Origin of the sequence: Enterobacter sp. BRE11 (genome assembly GCF_031844285.1) — a bacterium.
Taxonomy (GTDB): Bacteria; Pseudomonadota; Gammaproteobacteria; order Enterobacterales; family Enterobacteriaceae; genus Pantoea.
The window spans coordinates 142,091-166,545 of sequence record NZ_JAUZUX010000001.1; the positions used below are offsets into that span (position 1 = coordinate 142,091).

The window sequence follows — 24,455 nt, forward strand, 5'->3', positions numbered from 1 at the left end:
TTTGCAGGAGTCACTATGTTCGATCCTGAGATTGCTTATCAGGCGCTCACCTCGCGCGATACCCGTTTTGACGGGGTGTTTTTCGTCGGCGTTACCTCGACCGGCATTTACTGTCGCCCTGTCTGCCCGGTGAAAGCGCCGCAGCAGAAGAACTGTCTGTTTTTCGCCAGCGCCGAAGCGGCGGAGAAGGCCCATTTCCGCCCCTGCTTGCGCTGTCGCCCCGAGCTGGCGCCGGGCAACGCGCCGGTCGATCAGCCTCACCGCGTGGCGGACAGGCTGATTCAGCGCATTGAGGAGGGCATGCTGGAGGAAAACGAAGGACTGGAGGCGATTGCCGCTGAGTTTGGCGTTAGCCTGCGCCAGCTGCGTCGCATCGTGCAGCAGGAGCTGGGGGTGTCGCCGCTGGAGCTGAAGCAGACGCGGCGCATGCTGCTGGCGAAGCAGCTGCTGACGGAGACGCAGCTGCCGGTGACCGATGTGGCCTATGCCAGCGGTTTTAGCAGCCTGCGCCGCTTTAACGATGTGTTTCAGGCGCGCTACCGTATGACGCCGAGCGCGCTGCGCAAGGGCGTTAGCGCCTCGACGCGCGCGCAGCCGGGCGACAGCACCTCTCTGCTGATGGTCTATCGTCCGCCCTACGACTGGGAGGCGATGCTGGCCTTTTTACAGACCCATCTGATGAAAGAGGTCGAGGCGGTGCAGGATGGTGCCTACCGGCGCACCGTAGCGCTGGGCCGCTGTCGCGGCTGGATTAGCGTGTCACATCTGCCGCAGAAGTGCGCGCTGCAGCTGACCTTTTCCATCTCGCTGACGCCGGTGCTGCCGCTGCTGCTGCGCCGCCTGCGCGATCTTTTCGATCTTAACGCGCAGCCGCAGCTTATCGCCGCCCGGCTGGCGCAGGATGCGCTACTGGCGCCGAGCCTGGCGCGCAATCCGGGATTGCGCGTGCCAGGCGCATTTGATGCCTTTGAGCTTGGCGTGCGCGCCATTATCGGGCAGCAGGTGACGGTGAAGGCCGCAACCACCGTGAGCAGCCGTTTTGCCGCCGCCTTTGGCGAGCCCTGCGTGACTCCTTTTGCCGATCTGACGCGCTACGCCGCGCTGCCGGATCGCGTCGCCAGCCTGACGGTGGACGACGTGGCGCCGCTCGGCATCGTGAGCGCGCGCTCGCGTGCCATTATCGCCTTTGCGCAGGCGTGCGCCGCAGGTTCGCTGCGCTTTAACGCCACGCAGTCGCCGGAGACGGTGATGAAGCAGCTGGTGGCGCTGCCGGGCATTGGCCCCTGGACGGCACACTATATTGCGATGCGCGCCCTGCGCTGGCCGGACGCCTTCCCCAAGGAAGATATCGCCATTCGTAATAATCTGGGCGGCCTGAAGCCCGCCGAGGCGGAGGCGCGTTCGCAGCAGTGGCGTCCGTGGCGCAGCTACGCGGTGATGCATATCTGGGAGAATCTGGCGCCTGCGAAAGTGAAATAGATGCGAAACGCGTTAAAGTTTTGGTTGAGGGTTTTGGCGGAGTTGCTTTAGAGAGCGTGCGTGGCGCAGGGCTAACGGGTCCGATCGCAAAGAAGACCTACATCCCTGTAGGTCGGCCTCGCCATCCTGGCTCGGACGCTTTGCTCTTCAGACCCGTTAGCCCCGTACCAGTATGACTAAGGAATGGCTTTAAGAACGACACAGCGTAAAAACGAAAAAAGCGCCCATTGGGCGCTTCTTTCTGAATTGGTGGGTCGTGCAGGATTCGAACCTGCGACCAATTGATTAAAAGTCAACTGCTCTACCAACTGAGCTAACGACCCGCTCGGGGCTTACAATCCGCAAACCTGAAGCCTGCGTTAAAGATGGTGGGTCGTGCAGGATTCGAACCTGCGACCAATTGATTAAAAGTCAACTGCTCTACCAACTGAGCTAACGACCCATCTTTAGGTTGTGAAGCGATGCTGAAGTTTCGCAGCAACAGAGAAGAAAACCTGTTCGCTGAGAAGATGGTGGGTCGTGCAGGATTCGAACCTGCGACCAATTGATTAAAAGTCAACTGCTCTACCAACTGAGCTAACGACCCATCTTCAGGCTTGCCAGACACATTTGCAATCTGTCCCGGCAACGGCGGCATATATTACTGATTTACCGAGGTAGCGCAACCCTTATTTTCCGCCCTCGGCGTCAACTGCTTACCTTTCATGCTGCCAGACCAGAAATCAGGCAAAATCCGGTGCTGGCTGCACAAATTACAGCCCGTCGAGACGTTTTTGCGCCTGCTTCGCCGAATCGGTATTGGGGTAAAGTTTTATCACCTGCTGGAAAACGGCTTTGGCTTTCGCCGTGTCCTTTTTCTCCTGCATGATAACGCCAACCTTTAGCAACGCTTCAGAAGCCTTTGGCGACTTCGGGTAATTTTTAACCACGGTGGCGTAGTAGTACGCCGCGTCATCTTTTTTACCCTTGTTGTAATTCAACTGTCCCAGCCAGTAATTGGCGTTCGGCTGGTAGGTTGAGTCAGGATAGCGCTTGACCCACGCCTGCAGCGCAGCGATCGCCTGATCGTACTGTTTTTTTTCCAGAATCAGCGCCACTGCGGCGTTATAGTCGCTGTTGGCGTCGCCGCTCTGCACCGGCGCGCCTGACGAGGCTGCCGCCGCGCCGTCAGCGCTGGCCGCTGCGCCCGTATCAGCGTTCGCCGCCGGCGCATCAGCGCCGCTTTGTGCCGCACTGTTCGCGCCGCTGCTGCTCAGGCTGTCGATCTGCTGATAGAGCTGCTTCTGCCGCTCGATGACCTGATTAAGCTGGTAGCTGTTTTGCTGGATTTGCCCGCGCAGCGAATCGATATCGCTTTGGTTGTCGCTCATCTGCTGCTGCAGTTGCTGCAGAAGCTGAGCCTGGGCGTTAGAAATGCGTTCAAGAGTGGTGACGCGGTCTTCGACCGAGCCAGAGCCGACGTTACTGATTGATGCCTGGGCATTAGCGGCCCAGGGGGCCGCTACGCCAACCAGTAACGACAGACCCAACAGGTGAAGTCTGAAGTTACTAATCATGTGATTCTCTTAGTAGACCAGAACGGCACGACGGTTTTTAGAGTAAGCCGCTTCGTCATGACCCAGAACAGCCGGTTTCTCTTTACCGTAAGAAACGATAGACATCTGGTCAGCCGACACGCCTTTACCCTGCAGGTACATCTTAACGGCGTTAGCACGACGCTCGCCCAGTGCGATGTTGTATTCCGGCGTGCCGCGCTCATCCGCGTGACCTTCGATGGTCACTTTGTATGACGGGTTGCTGCGCAGGAAGGCTGCGTGCTGGTCCAGCATCTGAGCGTAGTCAGACTGCACGTCATATTTGTCCAGACCGAAGTAGACGATGTTGTTCTGCTGCAGCTGCTGCATCTGCAGACGCGCCTGCTCGTCAGAAGACATGTTGCCGCTGCCGTTCATGCCAGCACCGTTGCCGTAAGCGCCGTCAGCACCCATGCCAGTCTGGTCGTTGTTGTTGTTTTTGTGTGAGCTACAAGCGGCTACAGCCAGAACCGGCAGAGCCAGCATCAACCCTTTCAGCACTTTGTTCAGTTGCATTTTGTTATCCTGTTATATTGTTTATCATACATTTAACCCCCTGCTGCGCAGGGGACCGATGCATTACAGATACGGCGACCAGGCAGGTGACTTGACCTGTCCATCGGTTGCCGGAAGACGCGCTTTGAAACGCCCATCTGTTGATACCAACTGCAACACGGAACCCATCCCCTGAGTAGAGCTATAGATTACCATCGTGCCGTTTGGCGCCAGACTTGGCGATTCATCCAGGAACGTGCTCGTTAACGTTTGAACGGCTCCCGTTACCAGATCCTGTTTGGCGACGTGCTGGGCGCCACCGGCGCTGCTAATCATCACCATGGTTTTACCATCGGCAGAGACGTCCGCGTCCTGGTTTTGTGAACCTTCCCAGGTAATGCGCTGAGGCGCACCGCCGTTGATACCAATTTTATAAATCTGCGGCGCGCCAGCCTGATCCGAGGTGTAAGCCAGCGTCTGGCTGTCCGGGAACCAGCTCGGTTCAGTGCTGTTGTAGCGACCATCGGTGATTTGACGCGTCTGGCCGGAAGCCAGATCCATCACATAGAGGTTCAGGCTGCCCGTTTTAGACAGGGCGAAAGCGAGTTTCGTCCCGTCTGGCGAGAAGGCCGGCGCGCCGTTGTGGCGCGGGAAAGAGGCAACCTGACGAATCGCACCGTTTGACAGCGTCTGTACCACCAGCGCCGATTTACCGCTTTCAAAGGTCACATAGGCCACTTTGCTGCCGTCTGGCGACCAGGCCGGAGACATCAGCGGCTGCGGCGAGCGATGCACGACAAACTGGTTAAAGCCGTCGTAGTCTGACACGCGCAGTTCATACGGGAACTGGCCGCCGTTAGTCTGCACCACGTAGGCGATACGAGTGCGGAACGCGCCTTTAACGCCCGTCAGCTTCTCGAACACCTCGTCACTGGCGGTGTGCGCAGCATAGCGCAGCCACTGTTTAGTGACCTTGTATGAGTTCTGCGCCAGAACGGTGCCCGGTGCACCGCCGGTGTCCACCAGCTGGTATGCAACCTGATAGCTGCCATCTGGATTAGAGGTGACCTGACCGACGACTACCGCATCGATACCCAGTGCGCTCCAGGCGGCAGGCTGTACTTCCTGCGCGCTGGTCGGCTGCTGCGGCAGACGTGAACGATCGATGGGATTGAATTTACCGCTGTTGCGTAAGTCAGCAGAGACGATGCCGCCGACATCTTCAGGCGCGGCGCCTGAGCCAGCCCATTTAAAGGGCACCACACCGATTGGACGCGCGGTGTTTACGCCCTGCGTAATTTCAATGCGTACTTCTGCGTGGAGCATTGCCGCCCACAGCAGAACAAAAAAACCTAAGGTTACACGAAGTGCCTGCTTCATCTTTTCTCCCTTACCTGAACCTGGGTTCACGATAATTCGCACAGTTCCTGAAAAACACGAGTATTCATCTAATACGGCAAGCTAACCTTAGTCCAACCTGCCGTGGGTTACTGCATTATTCCGGTTTGAAACGCATCGGCGCGTTTTTAAACACTTCATACACTGCTTGCGAGGGCGGCTTAGGAATATGAGCCTGCTTCGCGGCAGCGATCGCCGCCTGGCATAACGCCGGGTCGCCGCCTTCAGATTTGACGTCAATCAGCAAACCATCCGGCGCCAGCTTGATACGCAGGTTACACTCTTTCCCCTTATAAGTATCAGCATCGTAGAAGCGGCTCTGAATCGCGCCCACAACCTGCCCCAGATAAGAGTTGATCTCTGCGCCCGATGCGCCCGCTTTTTTCTGGTTGCCCTGCCCTGCCGCGCCGCCGCCGGCCGCGCCACTTTTCGGTGCATTCTTACCAGAGGTCAGGCCGCCAAGCAGATCGTCGACGTCGCTGCTGTTTTTCGCCGCTTCCGCCGCCGCTTTTTTCTTCGCGTCGGCAGCGGCCTTGGCTTTCGCCGCGGCGTCCGCTTTGGCTTTGGCGGCCGCATCGGCTTTCGCTTTCGCCTCGGCCGCCGCTTTCTCTTTCGCGGCTTCCGCTTTTTCTTTGGCTTCCTGAGCGGCTTTTTCTTTGGCCGCTTCGGCTTTCTCTTTCGCTTCCTGCGCCGCCTTCTCTTTAGCCGCTTCCGCTTTCTCTTTCGCTTCTTCGGCCGCTTTGGCTTTTGCCTCCTGCGCTGCTTTGGCTTTCGCCTCCGCTGCCGCTTTCGCCTTCGCATCGGCTGCCGCTTTCGCGTCAGCTACCGCTTTCTCTTTGGCGGCGGACGCGGCGGCGGCTTTCGCCTGCTCTTCCGCTTTTTTCTTCGCCTCGGCAGCGGCCTGTTTCGCCTGTTCTTCCGCCTTCTGCGCCGCCTCGGCAGCCGCTTTAGCCTGCGCCTGCGCTTTCGCATCGGCTTTCGCCTGCGCCGCAGCCGCCTCGGCCGCTTTTTGCTGCTCCTGCGCCGCTTTAGCCGCCGCTTCCGCCTGTTTCTGCTGTTCAGCCTGTGCTTTTGCCGCTTCCTGCGCGTGCAGACGCTCTTTTTCCAGCGCCTTCAGACGCTGCTGTTCCGCGGCCTGCTTCTGCTGCAGCTCTTCAGCCTGCTGCTGCGCCTGCTTCTCACGCTGCTGCTCGGCGCGCTGGCTGTCGCTTTTCTGGTTCTGCTGACGATTGTACTGTTCGACCACGGCGCCAGGATCGACCATCACCGCGTCGATATCGCTGCCGCCACCGCCGCCGCTCGCCTCAATATTCTCGTTGAAGGAGCTCCAGATCAGCAGAGCGATCAGTACCACGTGCAGAGCCACCGATATAATTATCGCGCGCTTTAACTTCTCGTTTTGCTCGGTTGCCTTCGACACACTCGGTTCCCAAAAAACGGTTCGACTTTAAATCGGCTGCGTCATCAAACCGACAGATTTAACGCCTGCCTGATGCAGCAGGTTGAGCGCTTTAATAATTTCGTCATAGGGCACATCCTTTGCGCCGCCAATCAAAAAGACGGTTTTCGGATTAGCCTCGATGCGACGCTGCGCCTCGCTCACCACCTGTTCCGGCGGCAGCTGCTCCATACGATCGTGATCCACCACCAGGCTGTACTGACCCACGCCTGAGACCTCAACGATCACCGGCGGATTATCGTCGCTGGAGACCGTTTTCGAATCGGTGGCGTCCGGCAGGTCCACTTCTACGCTCTGGGTAATAATCGGCGCTGTCGCCATAAAGATCAGCAGCAGCACCAGCAGGACGTCGAGCAGCGGAACGATATTAATTTCCGATTTCAGGTCGCGGCGGCCGCGACCACGTACTCTGGCCATGGATTACCTCCGCTTACTTCGCGCTGTCGCTGGAGAAGGCCTGACGGTGCAGGATGGCCGTGAACTCTTCCATAAAGTTGTCGTAGCCCTGCTCCAGCTTGTTGACGCGCTGGTTCAGTCGGTTATAGGCCATGACCGCCGGAATCGCGGCGAACAGGCCGATCGCGGTGGCGATCAGCGCTTCAGCGATACCCGGCGCCACCATCTGCAGCGTCGCCTGCTTGACCGCGCCCAGCGCGATAAAGGCGTGCATAATGCCCCATACGGTGCCGAACAGGCCGATGTAGGGGCTGATTGAGCCGACGGTGCCGAGGAAAGGAATGTGGTTTTCCAGCGTTTCCAGCTCGCGGTTCATCGAGATACGCATTGCGCGGCTGGCGCCTTCCACTACCGCTTCGGGCGCGTGACTGTTGGCACGGTGCAGACGGGCAAACTCTTTGAAGCCCGCGTAGAAGATCTGCTCTGAACCGCTCAGCTCTTCACGGCGTCCCTGGCTCTCCTGATAGAGACGCGACAGCTCAATGCCGGACCAGAATTTATCTTCAAAGGCTTCCGCCTCGCGTCCCGCCGCGTTCAAAATTCGGGTGCGCTGAATAATGATGGCCCATGAGGCAATAGAAAAGCCGATCAAAATCAACATGATAAGTTTGACCAGAAGGCTTGCCTTCAGGAACAAATCAAGAACGTTCATGTCAGTCACTGCTTGAACTCCGCGACAATAGACTTGGGAAGCGCAATCGGCTTCATAAGATGTGGGTTAATGCAGGCAATCAGGACTTCTGCTTCATTCAGGACTCTGCCTTCTGCATTCACGATACGCTGGGAAAATGTCATGGTTGCTCGCGTCATGGCGGTGACTTCGCTCTGGATCTCCAGAAGGTCGTCAAGACGCGCCGCCGCAACATACTCCACCGTCATGCGCCGCACCACAAAAGAAACCTGCTGTTCCAGCAGCGTTTGCTGATTGAAATGGCGCTGACGCAGCATTTCGGTACGTGCTCGTTCATAAAAAGCGATATAGCTGGCATGGTAAACCACGCCACCAGCATCGGTGTCTTCGTAATAGACCCGAACCGGCCAGCGAAACAGCGTTGTACTCACTCTACATCCCGGTCTCGTTTTTAAACGTTGCTACTATACGCAAGAGATTTGGGGTTGGGAATGGGATGCCAGAGCCAGGAGAAAATAATTATCGGAAGGTAACAATCAGAAGGATTTTCAGTAGATTTCTTGACCTGCCGCTGACAATACCTCACCACCAGCGGCGGGCATAGCGCGTCAGCGCCAGAACCAGTAGAGCGCGAACAGCAGAACGATCAGGGCCAGCAGCGGCGAGAAGAGCGCCTGCCAGCGCGTCTGGCGTGGATGAAAGCCTACGCCATGGATAACGCCAGCGCAGACCGCCCAGATAACCAGAATCCCCTGCCAGACTGAGAGCGTGCTGGTGTGCGCGGCGTAGCGCGAGGGATCCCAGAACAAACAGCCCGCGACAACCAGCGCCAGGATGAGCGAAAGGGCCCGTAAAGGCCCTTTGTTCATCAGACGGTATGACGTCCGAATCAGTTTGCGCATCAGGCGCGCTCGTCGTTTGCGGCGCTATCTTCAACGTGCTCAAGCGCCAGCGCGGTGATGATGCCGAAAGCGCAGGCCAGCAGGGTGCCGAGAATCCAGGCAAAATACCACATGCGTCGTCTCCTTAATCAGTAGAGAGAGTGCGTATTGCGCTCAATATGTTCTTTCGTAATCCGCCCGAACATCTTGTAGTAGCACCAGCTGGTGTAGAGCAGGATAATCGGAACGAAAATAATGGCGGCGAAGGTCATCACCGTCAGCGTGCGCTGGCTCGAGGTGGCATCCCACATCGTCAGGCTCATGCCGGGTTCGATGCTCGACGGCATGATAAAGGGAAACAGCGCGATACCGGCGGTCATAATGACGCACGCCAGCGTCAGCGATGAGCTGACGAACGCCCAGCCGCCCTTCTCGCAGCGCGAGCACAGCACCGTCAGCAGCGGCAGCACCACGCCGAGCAGCGGAAAGAGCCACAGCGCCGGCATATGGTTAAAGTTCGCCAGCCAGGCGCCCGCCTCGCGCACCACGGTTTTACCCAGCGGGTTCGACGCGGCGTGGTGATCGATGGCGCTGGTAATAACGTAGCCGTCGAGGCCATATTTCACCCAGACGCCCGCCAGTACGAAGCAGACCATCATCACCAGCGCCGCCACCTGCGCCACCGCGCGCGAACGCAGATGCAGCTCGCCTGCGGTGCGCATCTGCAGATAGGTCGCGCCCTGCGTCAGGATCATCGCGACGCTGATCACGCCCGCCAGCAGCCCGAACGGATTGAGCAGCTGGAAGAAGTTACCGGTGTAGTCGAGGCGCAAAAATTCATCCGCGCGGAACGGCACGCCCTGCAGCAGATTGCCGAACGCGACGCCAATCACCAGCGGCGGCACGAAGCTGCCGATAAAGACGCCCCAGTCCCACATGCCCCGCCAGCGCATATCTTCAATTTTAGAACGATAATCGAAACCCACCGGACGAAAAAAGAGCGACGCCAGCACCAGAATCATCGCCACATAGAAGCCGGAGAAGGCGGCGGCATACACCATCGGCCAGGCGGCGAACAGCGCCCCGCCCGCGGTGATCAGCCAGACCTGGTTGCCGTCCCAGTGCGGCGCGATGCTGTTGATCATAATGCGGCGTTCGGTGTCGTTGCGGCCCATCAGCCGCGTCAGCATGCCGACGCCCATATCAAAGCCGTCCGCTACGGCGAAGCCCACCAGCAGAATGCCGATCAGCAGCCACCAGACAAAGCGCAAAACTTCATAATCAAACATGGTTGCTCTCCTTAACCGCGTACCGGCTCAGCCGCCGCTACGACCTGCTCATGGTGATAGCGTCCGGTTTTCAGGCTGCTCGGCCCGAGGCGCGCGAATTTAAACATCAGATACATCTCCGCCACGAGGAACAGCGTATAAAGACCGCAGATCAGCAGCATGGAAAAGAGCAGATCGCCTACGGTAAGAGACGAGTTGGCCACCGAGGTCGGCAGCACTTCGCCGATCGCCCACGGCTGACGGCCATATTCGGCGACGAACCAGCCCGCCTCGACTGCAATCCACGGCAGCGGTATGCCGTAGAGCGCCGCCTTCAGCAGCCAGCGATGCTTGCCGACGCGGTTGCGGATCACGCTCCAGAACGAGAAGGTGATAATGCCCAGCAGCAGCACGCCCGCCAGCACCATAATGCGGAAGGCGAAATAGAGCGGCGCCACGCGCGGAATAGAGTCTTTCACCGCCTGCCTGATTTGCGCCTCAGTGGCATCCGCCACGTTCGGGGTATAGCGTTTCAGCAGCAGGCCGTAGCCCAGATCCTGTTTGCTCTGGTCGAAGGCTTCGCGCACCGCAGGATCTTCGCTGCCGCTGCGTAGCTGATTCAGCAGCGCGTAGGCTTTCATGCCGTTGCGGATGCGCACCTCGTGCTGCGCCATCAGATCTTTAAGGCCGGTGACCGGCGTATCGACAGATCGCGTGGCAATCAGGCCAAGCAGGCCAGGGATCTGCACCGCCGCGGCGTTTTCCTGCTTCTCCTGATCCGGCAGGCCGAACAGCGTGAAGGCCGCCGGCGCGGGCTGGGTATCCCATTCGGCTTCAATAGCGGCGAGCTTGGTTTTCTGCACGTCGCCCATTTCGTAGCCCGATTCGTCGCCCAGCACGATAACCGACAGCACCGCTGCCATGCCGAAGCTGGCGGCGATGGCGAACGAACGTTTCGCAAAGGCGACGTCGCGTCCCTTAAGCAGATACCAGGCGCTGATGCCGAGAATAAACATGGCGCCGGTGGTGTAGCCCGCCGCGACGGTATGCACGAATTTCACCTGCGCCACCGGATTGAGCACCAGTTCGGAGAAGCTCAGCATCTCCATTCGCATGGTTTCGTAGTTGAACGCGGAGGCGATAGGATTCTGCATCCAGCCGTTCGCCACCAGGATCCAGAGCGCCGACAGGTTAGAACCCAGCGCCACCAGCCAGGTGACCGCCAGATGCTGCGTTTTGCTCAGGCGATCCCACCCGAAGAAAAAGAGCCCGACGAAGGTGGATTCCAGGAAGAACGCCATCAGCCCTTCGATGGCGAGCGGCGCACCGAAGATGTCGCCGACGTAGTGAGAGTAATAAGACCAGTTGGTGCCGAACTGAAACTCCATGGTCAGACCGGTGGCCACGCCCAGCGCAAAGTTAATGCCGAATAACTTGCCCCAGAATTTGGTCATATCTTTATAGATCTGTTTACCGCTCAGGACGTAAACCGTTTCCATGATCGCCAGCAAAAACGCCATACCGAGCGTAAGCGGGACGAACAGGAAATGGTACATCGCCGTTAAGGCAAACTGTAAACGCGACAGCTCGACGATATCTAGCATAATGACTCCTTGCTCCTCGCATGACCTTACTCTGCGAATAACAACGGCGAACAACGGGTATTAACGCAGAGAATAAGATTCAGGAACGACCGATTATTAATTCCAGCTTTTTGTTACCGACGGATCAGATGCCTCCGCGGCCCGACGTGAGCGAGTAACAGTGGTGAAACTTCCCCGAAAAGCACCATTCAGTTGATTTCAGGCAGGCGAGAGAGAAAAACCGTCGGCGTTGATATAGCGCGGCCTGGCGCAATCTCCTGGATGTTATTGGAAACGACTGAATTGATGCAGCGCAATTAAAACCGGTTGGCTTACGCTTTGACAGCGGTAAAGTTTGTTAAATATCGAGGATTATTGATCTGGATTAACGCTTTTAATTTCCAGATATGTAGCCTTGGGAAGATTGTTAATTAGTTGTCACTGAGAAATAGCGTAATTTAGAAAAGCATTACCTTTGATTTTAATTTTTAACTTTCCGTCGTAAAAAGCATCTACTGCTTCTCGCCCGTTACGCGTCTCGCTGCCGGTGCCTGATTTCGCCTTTTCAGCGCCCTACTCTCTCCTACAGGCAAAAAAAAGCCACCCCGAAGGGTGGCCTGATAGCTGATGCGTGCGCGCTTAGTTAGCCGGCAGCACCGCTTTTACCGCGTCGCCGATGTCCGCAAGGCTGCGCACGGTTTTCACACTGGCCGCTTCCAGCGCCGCGAACTTCTCGTCCGCCGTGCCTTTGCCGCCAGCGATGATGGCGCCCGCATGGCCCATACGCTTGCCTTTCGGCGCGGTCACGCCCGCGATATAGCCAACAACCGGTTTGGTGACGTGCTCTTTAATGAACGCCGCCGCCTCTTCTTCCGCGCTGCCGCCGATCTCACCGATCATGACGATCGCTTCTGTCTGCGGGTCATCCTGGAACATTTTCAGGATGTCGATGAAGTTAGAGCCCGGGATCGGGTCGCCGCCGATGCCGACGCAGGTCGACTGGCCGTAGCCGATGTCCGTGGTCTGCTTCACCGCTTCATAGGTCAGGGTACCAGAGCGCGATACGATGCCGACGCGGCCCGGCTGGTGAATGTGGCCCGGCATGATGCCGATTTTGCATTCGCCTGGGGTGATAACGCCCGGGCAATTTGGCCCGATCATGCGCACGCCCGCTTCGTCCAGCTTCACCTTAATCGTCAGCATATCCAGCGTCGGGATGCCTTCGGTGATGGTGATGATCAGCTTGATGCCCGCTTCGATCGCTTCCAGGATACCGTCTTTACAGAACGGTGCCGGAACGTAAATCACGGTCGCCGTCGCGCCGGTGGCTTCTACCGCTTCGCGCACGGTGTTGAACACCGGCAGACCGAGATGGGTGGTGCCGCCTTTGCCCGGCGTCACGCCGCCAACCAGCTGCGTGCCGTAAGCCAGCGCCTGCTCAGAGTGGAACGTACCCTGACCGCCAGTAAAACCCTGGCAAATCACTTTAGTGTTTTTGTCGATCAGAATAGACATTATTTCCCCTCCGCAGCCGCAACAACGCGCTGTGCCGCGTCTGTCAGGCTGGTTGCTGCAATGATATTCAGTCCGCTGTCCGCCAGTTTCTGTGCGCCCAGCTCAGCGTTGTTTCCTTCCAGACGCACCACAACCGGCACGTTGACGCCGACTTCCGCCACCGCGCCGATGATGCCGTCGGCAATCAGGTCGCAGCGCACGATGCCGCCGAAGATGTTAACGAATACCGCTTTGACCGCGTCGTCGGAAAGGATGATTTTAAAGGCTTCGGTCACGCGCTCTTTGGTCGCGCCGCCGCCCACGTCCAGGAAGTTAGCCGGCTGGCCGCCGTGGTGCTTAACGATGTCCATGGTGCCCATCGCCAGACCTGCGCCGTTGACCATACAGCCGATATTGCCTTCCAGCGCCACGTAGTTCAGTTCCCACTGCGTGGCGTGCGCTTCGCGCGGATCTTCCTGGCTCGGATCGCGCATTTCGCGCAGCTCCGGCTGGCGGAACAGCGCGTTGCCGTCCACGCCCAGCTTGCCGTCGAGGCAGACCAGATCGCCCTGCTTAGTGATCACCAGCGGGTTGATCTCAACCAGCGCCAGGTCGCGCTCGAGGAACAGCGTCGCCAGGCCCATAAAGATTTTTGTGAACTGGCTGACCTGCTTGCCGGTCAGGCCGAGTTTAAACGCCAGCTCGCGGCCCTGATAAGGCTGCGGACCCGTCAGCGGATCGAGCGCCATTTTGTGGATCAGGTGCGGGGTCTCTTCCGCCACTTTCTCAATCTCCACGCCGCCTTCTGTCGAGGCCATAAAGACCACGCGACGGGTCGCACGGTCAACTACCGCGCCCAGATAGAGCTCCTGATCGATATCGGTCGCCGCTTCAACCAGGATCTGGTTAACCGGCTGGCCGTCGGCGTCAGTTTGATAAGTCACCAGGCGTTTGCCCAGCCAGTGCTCAGCGAAAGCGCGAATCTCTTCTTTGCTGTTAACCACTTTCACGCCGCCAGCTTTACCGCGTCCGCCGGCATGAACCTGACATTTCACTACCCACGGGCCAGAACCAATTTTAGAGGCCGCTTCTTCCGCTTCACGTGGCGTAGTGCAGGCGTAGCCGGTGGGTGCCGGCATACCATACCGTGCAAACAGCTGTTTCGCCTGGTATTCGTGTAAGTTCATGATGTTCTATCCATTCAGGTCTGAAAAGAGTAATAAGGTTGGGCGCGCGTTTGGTCGGCGCGCCCGGCAAAAATCAGACGTCCAGCAGCAGACGTGCCGGATCTTCCAGCAGCTCTTTTATCGCCACCAGATAGCTGACCGATTCACGGCCATCGATCAAGCGGTGATCGTAGGAGAGCGCCAGGTACATCATCGGCAGCACCACGACCTGACCATTGACCGCCATTGGACGATCTTTGATGGCGTGCATGCCCAGGATGGCACTCTGGGGCGGGTTGATGATCGGCGTCGACATCAGCGAGCCAAAAACGCCGCCGTTAGTGATGGTGAAGTTACCGCCGGTCAGCTCGTCGACCGTCAGCTTGCCGTCACGGCCTTTCACCGCCAGCTCTTTGATTTTCTTCTCGATGTCCGCCATGCTCAGCGCGTCGACGTCTTTCAGCACCGGGGTCACCAGGCCGCGCGGCGTGGAGACGGCGATGCTGACGTCGAAGTAGTTGTGATACACCACATCTTCGCCGTCGATTGAGGCGTTCACTTCCGGGAAACGCTTCAGCGCTTCCACCACAGCCTTGAGGTAGAAGGACATAAAGCCCAGACGCACGCCGTGACGCTTCTCGAAGGCGTCGCCGTACTGCTTACGCAGATCCATGATCGGCTTCATGTTCACTTCGTTGAAGGTGGTCAGCATGGCGGTGCTGTTCTTCGCCTCCAGCAGACGCTCGGCCACGCGCTTGCGCAGACGGGTCATCGGCACGCGTTTTTCGCTGCGGTTGGCGACGGCTGGCTGCGGCGCAGCTTCAGCGGCGGCTGGCGCAGCTTTCGCCGCGGCAGGTTTGTTCGCCAGATGCTTTTCCACATCTTCACGCGTAATACGACCGCCGACGCCGCTGCCTTTAATCTGCGTCGCGTCGAGATCGTGTTCGGCGATCAGGCGACGGATGGCCGGGCTCAGCGTATCGTTGCTCTCTTCTTCCAGCGACGCGGTCTGGCGCTGCGCTGGCGTGGACTCGTTGGCTTCGGCTTTGGCGCTGGTCTCTTTGCCAGCGCTGTTGCCCTCTTTCAGGCGCCCCAGAATCTGACGCGACGTGACGGTCGCGCCCTCCTCTTCCAGCACGGCTTCCAGCACGCCGTCAGCCTGGGCCGGCACTTCCAGTACCACTTTGTCTGTTTCGATCTCTACCAGCACTTCGTCGCGGCTTACCGCATCGCCTGGTTTTTTGTGCCAGGTTGCCACGGTGGCATCGGCAACGGATTCAGGCAGGTCGGGAACGAGAATATCTACGCTACTCATTATCTTTCCTTTTAAATTAACCAAGGTTCAGCGCGTCATTAACCAGGTCTTGCTGCTGTTGTTGATGTACGGACATATAGCCCACGGCCGGCGAAGCGGAGGCCGGACGGCCCGCATAGCGCAGCGACGCGCCAAACGGAACCACTTCGCGGAAGTGATGCTGGCTACAATACCATGCGCCCTGATTCAGCGGCTCTTCCTGACACCAGACAAAATCCTGCACATGGGCATAATCTTTCAACGCTTCCTGCACCGCTTTATGCGGGAACGGATAGAGCTGCTCAATGCGCACGATGGCGACATCGGTCTGCTCGTTTTTGCGGCGCTGCTCAAGCAGATCGTAGTAGACCTTGCCGGAGCAGAGCACCACGCGTTTCACCTGCTGCGGATCGAGCGCGTCGATTTCACCGATAGCGGGCTGAAAGCTGCCGTTGGCCAGCTCGTCCAGCGACGAGATCGCCAGCGGATGACGCAGCAGCGACTTCGGCGACATAACCACCAGCGGACGGCGCATACCGCGCAGCGCCTGACGACGCAGCATGTGGTAAACCTGCGCCGGCGTGGAGGGCACGCACACCTGCATGTTCTGCTCAGCGCAGAGCTGCAGATAACGCTCCAGACGCGCGGAGGAGTGTTCCGGGCCCTGGCCTTCATAGCCGTGCGGCAGCAGCATCACCAGGCCGCACATGCGTCCCCACTTCTGCTCACCGGAGCTGATGAACTGGTCGATCACCACCTGTGCGCCGTTGGCGAAGTCGCCAAACTGCGCTTCCCAGATGGTCAGGGTACGCGGCTCTGCAGTGGCGTAGCCATATTCGAATGCCAGCACCGCCTCTTCCGACAGCACGGAGTCCCACACCTTAAACTGACCCTGTCCATTATGGATATGGTGCAGCGGCGTGTAGGTCGAGCCGTTAGCCTGGTTGTGGATCACCGCATGGCGGTGGAAGAAGGTGCCGCGGCCGGAGTCTTCACCGGAGAGACGCACCGGAATACCCTCATCCACCAGCGTGGCGTAGGCCAGATTCTCGGCGCCGCCCCAGTCGAAGGGCTTGTTGCCTTCGGCCATCTCTTTACGGTCGTTGTAGATTTTCGCCACGCGCGCCTGCACCTCAACGGCGTCAGGGATTTGGCTGATGCGGCGCGCCAGCTCCTGCAGACGTTTCGGTTCGACGGTGGCCGGGTAGCTCTCATCCCACTCATGGTTGAGGTAAGGCGACCAGGTAAAGGAGTGCAGGCTCATCGGGCGCCATTCGGCGACCACGCATTCGCCCGCGTCCAGCGCGTCGCGATAGAGATTGACCATCTCGGTCGCATCTTCCGTGCTGGCAGAGCCTTCCGCTGCCAGGCGATCGGCATAGAGCTTACGCGGCGTCGGGTGCTTTTTGATCTTTTGATACATCAGCGGCTGGGTCGCGCTCGGCTCGTCGGCTTCGTTATGGCCGTGACGACGGTAGCAAACCAGGTCGATAAAGACGTCGCGCTTGAAGGTGTTGCGATAGTCGAGCGCCAGACGCGTGACAAAGGCCACCGCTTCCGGGTCGTCCGCGTTGACGTGGAAGATTGGCGCCAGCACCATTTTACCGATATCGGTACAGTACGGCGTTGAACGGGCGTCGCGCGGGTTAGAGGTGGTAAAGCCTACCTGGTTGTTGATCACGATACGGACGGTGCCGCCGACTTCGTAGCCGCGCGCCTGAGACATGTTCAGGGTTTCCTGCACCACGCCCTGGCCAATCACCGCAGCGTCGCCGTGAATAGTGATCGGCAGCACCTGGTTGCTGCCCGGCGAATCGAGACGATCGAGACGCGCGCGCACCGAGCCCATGACGACCGGGCTGACGATTTCCAGATGGGACGGGTTGAACGCCAGCGCCAGGTGCACCAGGCCGCCTTCAGTCTCGATGTCAGACGAGAAGCCCATATGGTATTTCACGTCGCCAGTGCCGAGGTGATCTTTATGCTTGCCGGAGAATTCGTCGAAGAGATCCTGCGGCTTTTTGCCCAGCACGTTGATCAGCACGTTAAGGCGACCGCGGTGCGCCATACCCAGCACCACTTCGCGCGTGCCGCTCTTGCCCGCGTGACGGATCATTTCGCGCAGCATCGGGATCAGCGCGTCGCCGCCCTCCAGCGAGAAGCGTTTCGCGCCCGGGAATTTCGCGCCCAGGTATTTTTCCAGCCCTTCTGCCGCAGTCAGCTCTTTCAGGAAACCTTTTTTCTCTTCGCTGGTGAAGGCTGCACGACCCGCCGCCGATTCCAGACGCTGCTGGATCCAGCGCTTCTCTTCGGTGTTGTTGATGTGCATGTACTCTGCGCCGATAGAGCCGCAATAGGTCTGCTGCAGCGCATCGAAGAGGTCGGCCAGCTTCATGGTCTCTTTGCCGATGGCGAAAGAGCCGACGTTAAAGCTTTCCTGAAAATCGGCGTCGGTCAGATCGTGAAAGGCGGGATCGAGGTCCGCGACGCGATCCTGCTTCCACAGGCCAAGCGGGTCGAGATTTGCATGCTGATGGCCGCGAAAACGGAAGGCGTTAATCAGCTGCAGGACTTTAACCTGTTTTGAGTTAGCGGCCGGGTCGGAGACGGTGGAGGTGTAACGAGATGCATCTTTCGCCAGGCGACGAAAGTATTCGCGCGTGGTGGAGTGAAACTGTTCAGGCTTCACGCCGGTGCCCGGCAGCTGTTGGAACATCGTGCGCCACACTGCATCGACAGAGTCCGGATCGGTCAGGAAATCCTCATAGAGTTGCTCTATGTAAGACTGGTTCGCGCCGGCCAGCCAGGAGGAGTCCAGCCAGGGCTTCATCGCGCTGTTCTGCATTGTGATCCCTTAAGCATTACTATGCTTTTTTGAGGTTTCATTTGTTGCCGCTTTCGCGGTTTGCCGTAGTGAGTTCAGCGATACGAGCCTGTGCGCTCACACGCGCCCTGCCCGTAAGGGAACCTTGCTAAGCGTGGCGTCGCCGCGCTTAGCAAGGCTTCCGTAAAACGCCGGGAACCTGAGGTTCCCGGACGGATACTGTTTTATGCGCCCCGCTGCAGCAGCATCGACTTGATATGGCCGATGGCGCGCGTCGGGTTCAGTCCTTTCGGACAGACGCTCACACAGTTCATGATGCTGTGACAGCGGAAAACGCTGAAAGCGTCGTTCAGATTGTCCAGACGCGCTTCCGTTTCGGTGTCGCGGCTGTCGATCAGGAAGCGATACGCGGCCAGCAGGCCCGCAGGACCGACAAATTTGTCGGGATTCCACCAGAACGACGGACAGGAGGTTGAGCAGCAGGCGCAGAGAATGCACTCATACAACCCATCCAGATGCTCACGCTCGGCAGGCGACTGCAGATGTTCACGTGCTGGCGGATTCTCCCCGTTATTCAACAGGTAAGGCTTAATCTTCTCATACTGCGCGTAGAATTGCCCCATATCCACGACCAGGTCGCGAACCACCGGCAGGCCCGGCAGCGGACGAATAACGATCTTCTTCGTGCCGTTGCCCAGCGCCGACACCGGCGTGATGCACGCCAGGCCGTTTTTGCCGTTCATATTGAGGCCGTCGGAGCCGCACACGCCTTCACGGCAGGAGCGACGAAACGCCAGCGTCGGATCTTTCTCTTTCAGCCGGATGAGCGCGTCCAGCAGCATCATGTCGCGGCCATCTTCCGATTCCAGCGTGTAATCCTGCATGCGCGGCGCGGCGTCGACTTCAGGATTGTAGCGATAAATTGAAAACTCAAGTTTCATGATCGTCTCCGCTATTAGTAGGTACGCACTTTCGGCGGGAAGGCCGCGCGCAGTTTCGGCTGCATGTTCACCTCGCGGCGCGTCATGCTCTCGGTTTCGGGGACGTAGAGACTGTGGCACAACCAGTTTTCATCATCGCGATCCGGGAAGTCGAATCGACTGTGCGCGCCGCGGCTTTCGGTGCGGAAGTTCGCCGCAACCGCCGTGGCGTAAGCCGTTTCCATCAGGTTATCCAGCTCCAGGCACTCAATACGCTGGGTATTGAAGTCCGGTGAACGGTCATCCAGACGGGCTGATTTCAGACGCTCGCGAATCTGCTTCAGCTCTTCCAGGCCCTGCTTCATCGCATCGCCTTCGCGGAATACTGAGAAGTTGTTCTGCATGCAGCGCTGCAGCGCTTTGCGGATTTCTACCGGATCTTCGCCGGTCGTGTTGTTTTCCCAGCGGTTGAAGCGCGCCATGGCGGCGTCGATTTCATCCAGCGTGGCGTCGCGCAGCGGGCCCTGCTGTTCGATGCACTCCATCAGATGCACGCCGGCCGCGCGGCCGAATACCACCAGGTCCAGCAGCGAGTTGCCGCCGAGACGGTTGGCGCCGTGCACCGAAACGCAGGCGATTTCGCCGACGGCGAACAGGCCGGGAATCACTTCATCTTCGCCCTGCGCGTTGACGCGCAGCGCCTGACCGGTCACTTTGGTCGGAATGCCGCCCATCATATAGTGGCAGGTCGGGATCACTGGGATCGGCTCTTTGATCGGATCGGCGTGCGCGAAGGTGCGCGACAGCTCGAGAATGCCCGGCAGACGCGACTCCAGCACCTCGGCGCCCAGGTGATCGAGCTTCAGCTTGATGTGCGGGCCCCACGGGCCGTCGCAGCCGCGGCCTTCGCGGATTTCGATCATCATGGAGCGCGCCACCACGTCGCGGCCCGCCAGATCTTTCGCGTTTGGCGCGTAGCGCTCCATGAAGCGCTCGCCGTGTTTGTTCAGCAGATAGCCGCCTTCACCGCGGCAGCCTTCGGTCACCAGCACGCCTGCGCCGGCAATGCCGGTTGGGTGGAACTGCCACATTTCCATATCCTGCACCGGCACGCCTGCGCGCAGCGCCATGCCGACGCCGTCGCCGGTATTGATGTGGGCGTTGGTGGTCGACTGATAGATACGGCCAGCACCGCCGGTCGCCAGAATGGTCGCTTTGGCCTTGAAGTAGACGGTTTCGCCGGTTTCGATGCAGATCGCCGTACAGCCGACGATGGCGCCGTCCTGATTTTTCACCAGGTCGAGCGCGTACCATTCGGAGAAGATGGTGGTTTTATTTTTCAGGTTCTGCTGATAGAGCGTATGCAGCAGCGCGTGACCGGTACGGTCCGCCGCCGCCGCGGTGCGTGCCGCCTGCTCGCCGCCGAAATTTTTCGACTGGCCGCCGAACGGACGCTGATATACGCGGCCATCCTCCAGACGGGAGAACGGCAGACCCATATGTTCCAGCTCCAGAATCGCTTCCGGGCCGGTTTTACACATATATTCGATCGCGTCCTGGTCGCCGATGTAGTCGGAACCTTTGACGGTGTCGTACATATGCCATTCCCAGTTATCTTCGTGGGTGTTGCCGAGCGCGACGGTAATGCCGCCCTGCGCAGACACAGTGTGGGAACGGGTCGGGAAGACTTTCGATAGCAAGGCGCAGCTCTGGCCCGACTGGGAGATTTGCAGTGCGGCGCGCATTCCTGCGCCGCCTGCGCCGATCACCACGGCATCAAATTCTCTGACTGGCAAATTCATTTACACACCCCACACCACAACAGTTCCATAAATTGCATACGACAACAGCGCGACCACAATCACCAGCTGCAGGATCAGACGAAGCGCCAGACCTTTTATGTAGTCGGTCAGCACCTGCCACATGCCAATCCAGCCGTGAATTAGAATGGAGAACAGCGTCAGCAGGGTGAACACTTTGGTGAACGACGAGGCGAAGAAGCCGCGCCAGACATCATAGGTCAGCGTGTCGGTCAGGGCGATAAAGCCCACGATGTAGAGGATATAGAGCGTAATGAGGATTGCCGAAGCGCGCAGCAGCAGCCAGTCCTGAATGCCGCTACGGCCCAACGCGGATGCATTGTTTACCATACGAGAACTCCTGCCAGGATTGAAAGCACGACAGTAATGCCGAAGGTGACCCAGGCGGATTGGCGGCCGATAGCCAGCGTCTCAGCGAGGTAACCAAAGTCCATCAACATATGACGAATCCCGCCCACCGTGTGGAATGCCAGCGCGGTCAGGATGCCCCAGAGAATAAACTTCACGAAGAAGCTATCCATAATGGCGGCAGCGTGCTGGAAACCTTCCGGGGAAGAGAGAGAAGTGCCCAGCAACCAGAGCAGGATACCGAGAGCCACAAAGGTGATGACGCCGGAAACGCGGTGGAGAATGGACGATATTGCAGTAACGGGAAACCGGATCGTCGAGAGATCCAAGTTGACAGGTCTTTGTTTTTTCACGGTTTTGCCCACACAGCTCTTTTTTATTTTGCTTCCTCCGGTCCCTGAGGCGGAGTCGAATCACAGGTGTGTTCAGACTTTAACCGTCACCAAATCAGCAACATCCAGTGTTAATTGACGCGGTAGAAACGCTGGGTGGCTCCTGGTGTCAGGGGGGTTCCGGAGACCTGGCGGCAGTATAGGACGATCACATTCTTATTACAATTACCCTACAATCTCTTTGGGTACATTTGCGTGAAACAGTGATCCGACTCACGAATTTCACATTTAATACAAATTTAATTATCTGATTTGACAAAAGTTCAACAATTCAGTTACAAACTAGGGCATCAAACCCCAGTGATGCACAAAAGTTATGGGGATACACTTTCCCCTAAGCACAAGTTATGTAACATTCTGGTTATGAGCACCCTAAAACAACAGGTTGTTGATTACCAGAAAGTTATGCCCAGACCGGATCTTTAACAACCGCGATATGCAGAATTTCATGACTGCCACGTTCCCTGCCGGGAAACGCCTCTCACTCTGTACCCTGCACCCGCGTTGTTACCGCAGAGTGTTATTGTGAAGTTAATGGCGACCGCAACATGACCGCTTTTCAGGTGTCTAAGATCCATACTTACATAAGGCGCTATGGAGACGAAAATGACAGATAAAAAAGTGACGCTAACCCTACAAGATGACACGGCTCTTGAGCTGGACGTGCTGCAAGGCACACTTGGGCAGGATGTGGTTGATGTCCGCGCCCTGGGCTCCAGCGGCCTGTTCACCTTTGACCCGGGTTTCACCTCTACAGCGTCCTGCGAATCCAAAATCACCTTTATCGACGGCGATGAAGGCATTCTGCTGCATCGCGGCTTCCCTATCGATCAGTTGGCGACCCACTCTAACTATCTGGAAGTGTGCTATATCCTGCTGTACGGCGAAGCGCCCACGCAGAAGCAGTTTGAAGCGTTCCGCGAGACCGTGACCCGTCATACCATGATCCATGAGCAGATTACCCGTCTGTTCCACGGCTTCCGTCGCGACTCCCACCCCATGGCGGTGATGTGCGGCGTGACCGGCGCGCTGGCCGCTTTCTACCACGATTCGCTGGATGTGAATAACGAGCGTCACCGTGAAATCGCCGCGTTCCGTCTGCTGTCGAAGATGCCGACCATGGCGGCGATGTGTTACAAATATTCTATTGGTCAGCCTTTTGTTTATCCGCGCAACGATCTCTCCTACGCTGGCAACTTCCTGCACATGATGTTCGCCACCCCTTGCGAAGAGTACAAGGTGAACCCGGTGCTGGAACGCGCGATGGACCGTATTCTGATCCTGCACGCCGACCATGAGCAGAACGCCTCTACCTCTACCGTGCGCACCGCAGGCTCGTCCGGCGCTAACCCCTTCGCCTGTATCGCTGCGGGCATCGCCTCGCTGTGGGGACCGGCGCACGGTGGCGCAAACGAAGCCACTCTGCGTATGCTGGAAGAGATCAGCACCGTTGAGCATATTCCTGAATTTGTGCGCCGCGCGAAAGATAAAAATGACTCTTTCCGCCTGATGGGCTTTGGTCACCGCGTGTACAAAAACTACGACCCGCGCGCCACCGTGATGCGCGAGACCTGTCACGAAGTGCTGAACGAGCTGGGCATGAAGGATGACCTGCTGGAAGTGGCGATGGAGCTGGAGCATATTGCGCTGAACGACCCCTACTTTATCGAGCGTAAACTCTACCCGAACGTCGATTTCTACTCCGGCATTATTCTGAAAGCGATGGGTATTCCGTCTTCGATGTTTACCGTAATCTTCGCCATGGCGCGTACCGTCGGCTGGATCGCCCACTGGAAAGAGATGCATGACGAAGGCATGAAAATTGCGCGTCCGCGTCAGCTCTATACCGGCTATACCGAGCGTGAGTTTACCTCTGCGCTGAAAAAATAACCGCAGCGGACTCTGCTTCAGACCGCACGTTAGCCTACAGCGCCGGTTTCAGGCCGCACAGAAGCCTGAAGAGCGGGTAACATGGCCCGAAGAGCAAAGCGTCGCGCGCCAGGGATGGCGCGCGCCGAGCGAGCAGGGATGCGTAAAGCGACTTTGCGATCGGGCTATGTTACCCGCGTCGGCTCGATATATCAGACTATGAGCGGAGAGAAATCTCCGCTTTTTTAGATGCTGAAACCCATCGTCTGAAAGACAGATGCCGGTCGCGGGTAGCAATAGACCGTGCCCTTTTAGTGCTGGCAGCCCGGACACCAGTAAAACGGCCGCGACGACAGCGTCCCCTTCTGAATAATCTCGCCGCAGCGGCGGCACTTCTTGCCCTGCCGATGAAACACCTCAAAGCGAAACGCCGCGCCGTGATGGTACTTCTTCATCGTGCCGCGCATCCGGTAGGAGTGACGCGGTATCGCCAGCAGCGCCTCGCTGAGCAGGTCAAGCTGCTCATCCGTTAAATCCTGCGCGCGATGCTGCGCCAGCAGGCCCGCCTGCCAGAGGATCTCCACGCGCAGATAGTTGCCCAGCCCGGCCAGAAACGCCTGATTGAGCAGCAGCCCGCTGAACTGACGACGGCGAAAACGCGGCGACAGCAGCCGCTCGCGCACCGTCGCCACGTCAAGCTGCGCGTCGAGCACGTCGGGACCCACGCGATTTAAAAACGGATGCGCCGCCAGCGAGTCGGCGTTCAGCAGTTCGATATCGGAAGCGCTGTAAAGCAAAATGGCGCGATCGGCGACCGCCAGCCGCACGCGCAGCTGACGTTTGGTTTCCGGCACCGTGCCGCTCTCCACGACGCGCCAGACGCCGTACAGCTGATTATGGCTGTAGAGCGTCAGGCCGTTGGAGAAGTGCGTCAGCAGCGCTTTGCCGCGCGTCTCGATGGCGTTGACCTGCTCGCCCAGCAGCGCGGGCTCGCAGGTTTTAAGCTCGGGAAAGGCAAACCAGACGTCCGTCAACGGCTTGCCGACTATCGCTTCTTCAAGCTGATCCGCCACGCGGCGGATCTCCGGTCCTTCTGGCATAATC

Annotated in this window: 22 protein-coding genes and 3 tRNA genes; 2 read left to right on the forward strand and 23 right to left on the reverse strand. The window is 58.4% G+C overall.

Annotation, left to right across the window (positions count from 1 at the left end; all coding sequences use genetic code 11):
• The first annotated feature begins 15 nt into the window (after positions 1–15).
• The gene (locus Q9R34_RS00645; RefSeq protein WP_485892014.1) at positions 16–1,479 is read left to right on the forward strand and encodes an AlkA N-terminal domain-containing protein; all 1,464 of its coding nucleotides are present in this window, start codon (positions 16–18) and stop codon (positions 1,477–1,479) included.
• A 247-nt stretch (positions 1,480–1,726) separates the two neighbouring features.
• Here the strand turns inward: Q9R34_RS00645 and Q9R34_RS00650 are convergent.
• The 22 genes from Q9R34_RS00650 to sdhC all read right to left on the reverse strand — a co-directional run bounded on the left by Q9R34_RS00650 (position 1,727) and on the right by sdhC (position 21,455).
• Positions 1,727–1,802, reverse strand: a tRNA-Lys gene (locus Q9R34_RS00650).
• Between the two features lie 43 nt (positions 1,803–1,845).
• Positions 1,846–1,921, reverse strand: a tRNA-Lys gene (locus Q9R34_RS00655).
• A gap of 68 nt (positions 1,922–1,989) precedes the next feature.
• Positions 1,990–2,065, reverse strand: a tRNA-Lys gene (locus Q9R34_RS00660).
• A 166-nt stretch (positions 2,066–2,231) separates the two neighbouring features.
• Positions 2,232–3,035 carry a cell division protein CpoB gene (gene cpoB / locus Q9R34_RS00665; RefSeq protein ID WP_485892015.1) on the reverse strand — a complete coding sequence of 268 codons (804 nt, stop codon included), beginning with the start codon at positions 3,033–3,035 and terminating at the stop codon, positions 2,232–2,234.
• Between the two features lie 9 nt (positions 3,036–3,044).
• Positions 3,045–3,569 (reverse strand): peptidoglycan-associated lipoprotein Pal, encoded by a 525-nt coding sequence (gene pal, locus Q9R34_RS00670; protein ID WP_312111482.1) that lies wholly within the window; start codon positions 3,567–3,569, stop codon positions 3,045–3,047.
• Between the two features lie 63 nt (positions 3,570–3,632).
• Positions 3,633–4,928 carry a Tol-Pal system beta propeller repeat protein TolB gene (tolB, locus tag Q9R34_RS00675; RefSeq protein ID WP_033751678.1) on the reverse strand — a complete coding sequence of 432 codons (1,296 nt, stop codon included), beginning with the start codon at positions 4,926–4,928 and terminating at the stop codon, positions 3,633–3,635.
• Between the two features lie 115 nt (positions 4,929–5,043).
• Entirely contained in the window at positions 5,044–6,366 is a 1,323-nt protein-coding gene (gene tolA / locus Q9R34_RS00680; protein ID WP_485892016.1) for a cell envelope integrity protein TolA, read from the reverse strand.
• A gap of 27 nt (positions 6,367–6,393) precedes the next feature.
• Positions 6,394–6,822 carry a colicin uptake protein TolR gene (tolR, locus tag Q9R34_RS00685; protein WP_033751683.1) on the reverse strand — a complete coding sequence of 143 codons (429 nt, stop codon included), beginning with the start codon at positions 6,820–6,822 and terminating at the stop codon, positions 6,394–6,396.
• 13 nt (positions 6,823–6,835) lie between these two features.
• Positions 6,836–7,522, reverse strand: a complete 687-nt coding sequence (gene tolQ / locus Q9R34_RS00690; RefSeq protein WP_033751685.1) for a Tol-Pal system protein TolQ — start codon at positions 7,520–7,522, stop codon at positions 6,836–6,838.
• A complete protein-coding gene (ybgC, locus tag Q9R34_RS00695; RefSeq protein WP_434123824.1) occupies positions 7,519–7,923 on the reverse strand; it encodes a tol-pal system-associated acyl-CoA thioesterase in 405 nt (134 codons plus the stop codon). The genes tolQ and ybgC overlap by 4 nt, the downstream gene beginning before the upstream one ends.
• 177 nt (positions 7,924–8,100) lie before the next feature.
• Positions 8,101–8,394 (reverse strand): cyd operon protein YbgE, encoded by a 294-nt coding sequence (gene ybgE, locus Q9R34_RS00700; protein WP_485892017.1) that lies wholly within the window; start codon positions 8,392–8,394, stop codon positions 8,101–8,103.
• A complete protein-coding gene (gene cydX / locus Q9R34_RS00705) occupies positions 8,394–8,507 on the reverse strand; it encodes a cytochrome bd-I oxidase subunit CydX (RefSeq protein WP_434123826.1) in 114 nt (37 codons plus the stop codon). Before cydX ends, ybgE begins: the two co-directional genes overlap by 1 nt.
• A gap of 15 nt (positions 8,508–8,522) precedes the next feature.
• Positions 8,523–9,662 (reverse strand): cytochrome d ubiquinol oxidase subunit II, encoded by a 1,140-nt coding sequence (gene cydB / locus Q9R34_RS00710; RefSeq protein WP_485892018.1) that lies wholly within the window; start codon positions 9,660–9,662, stop codon positions 8,523–8,525.
• 11 nt (positions 9,663–9,673) lie between these two features.
• On the reverse strand, positions 9,674–11,245 hold the full coding sequence (cydA, locus tag Q9R34_RS00715) for a cytochrome ubiquinol oxidase subunit I (protein WP_485892019.1): 1,572 nt from the start codon (positions 11,243–11,245) through the stop codon (positions 9,674–9,676).
• Positions 11,246–11,863: 618 nt separating this feature from the next.
• Positions 11,864–12,739 (reverse strand): succinate--CoA ligase subunit alpha, encoded by an 876-nt coding sequence (gene sucD / locus Q9R34_RS00720; protein WP_485892020.1) that lies wholly within the window; start codon positions 12,737–12,739, stop codon positions 11,864–11,866.
• A complete protein-coding gene (sucC, locus tag Q9R34_RS00725; protein ID WP_033788974.1) occupies positions 12,739–13,905 on the reverse strand; it encodes an ADP-forming succinate--CoA ligase subunit beta in 1,167 nt (388 codons plus the stop codon). Before sucC ends, sucD begins: the two co-directional genes overlap by 1 nt.
• A gap of 73 nt (positions 13,906–13,978) precedes the next feature.
• The gene (odhB, locus tag Q9R34_RS00730; RefSeq protein ID WP_434123830.1) at positions 13,979–15,199 is read right to left on the reverse strand and encodes a 2-oxoglutarate dehydrogenase complex dihydrolipoyllysine-residue succinyltransferase; all 1,221 of its coding nucleotides are present in this window, start codon (positions 15,197–15,199) and stop codon (positions 13,979–13,981) included.
• Between the two features lie 16 nt (positions 15,200–15,215).
• A complete protein-coding gene (gene sucA / locus Q9R34_RS00735) occupies positions 15,216–18,023 on the reverse strand; it encodes a 2-oxoglutarate dehydrogenase E1 component (RefSeq protein WP_485892021.1) in 2,808 nt (935 codons plus the stop codon).
• Between the two features lie 203 nt (positions 18,024–18,226).
• Positions 18,227–18,943: a succinate dehydrogenase iron-sulfur subunit gene (locus Q9R34_RS00740; RefSeq protein ID WP_033788969.1), complete on the reverse strand. Its 717-nt coding sequence runs from the start codon at positions 18,941–18,943 to the stop codon at positions 18,227–18,229.
• A gap of 14 nt (positions 18,944–18,957) precedes the next feature.
• Entirely contained in the window at positions 18,958–20,724 is a 1,767-nt protein-coding gene (gene sdhA, locus Q9R34_RS00745) for a succinate dehydrogenase flavoprotein subunit (RefSeq protein ID WP_434123832.1), read from the reverse strand.
• Positions 20,725–21,072 (reverse strand): succinate dehydrogenase membrane anchor subunit, encoded by a 348-nt coding sequence (sdhD, locus tag Q9R34_RS00750; protein ID WP_434123833.1) that lies wholly within the window; start codon positions 21,070–21,072, stop codon positions 20,725–20,727.
• Complete coding sequence (gene sdhC / locus Q9R34_RS00755) at positions 21,066–21,455, reverse strand: succinate dehydrogenase cytochrome b556 subunit (protein WP_033751718.1); 390 nt, start codon at positions 21,453–21,455, stop codon at positions 21,066–21,068. Before sdhC ends, sdhD begins: the two co-directional genes overlap by 7 nt.
• Positions 21,456–22,088: 633 nt before the next feature.
• Here sdhC and Q9R34_RS00760 point away from each other — a divergent pair.
• On the forward strand, positions 22,089–23,372 hold the full coding sequence (locus tag Q9R34_RS00760; RefSeq protein WP_434123834.1) for a citrate synthase: 1,284 nt from the start codon (positions 22,089–22,091) through the stop codon (positions 23,370–23,372).
• Between the two features lie 290 nt (positions 23,373–23,662).
• On the opposite strand, the gene nei is transcribed toward Q9R34_RS00760, so the two are convergent.
• The gene (nei, locus tag Q9R34_RS00765; RefSeq protein ID WP_485892022.1) at positions 23,663–24,451 is read right to left on the reverse strand and encodes an endonuclease VIII; all 789 of its coding nucleotides are present in this window, start codon (positions 24,449–24,451) and stop codon (positions 23,663–23,665) included.
• Positions 24,452–24,455: the final 4 nt, after the last annotated feature.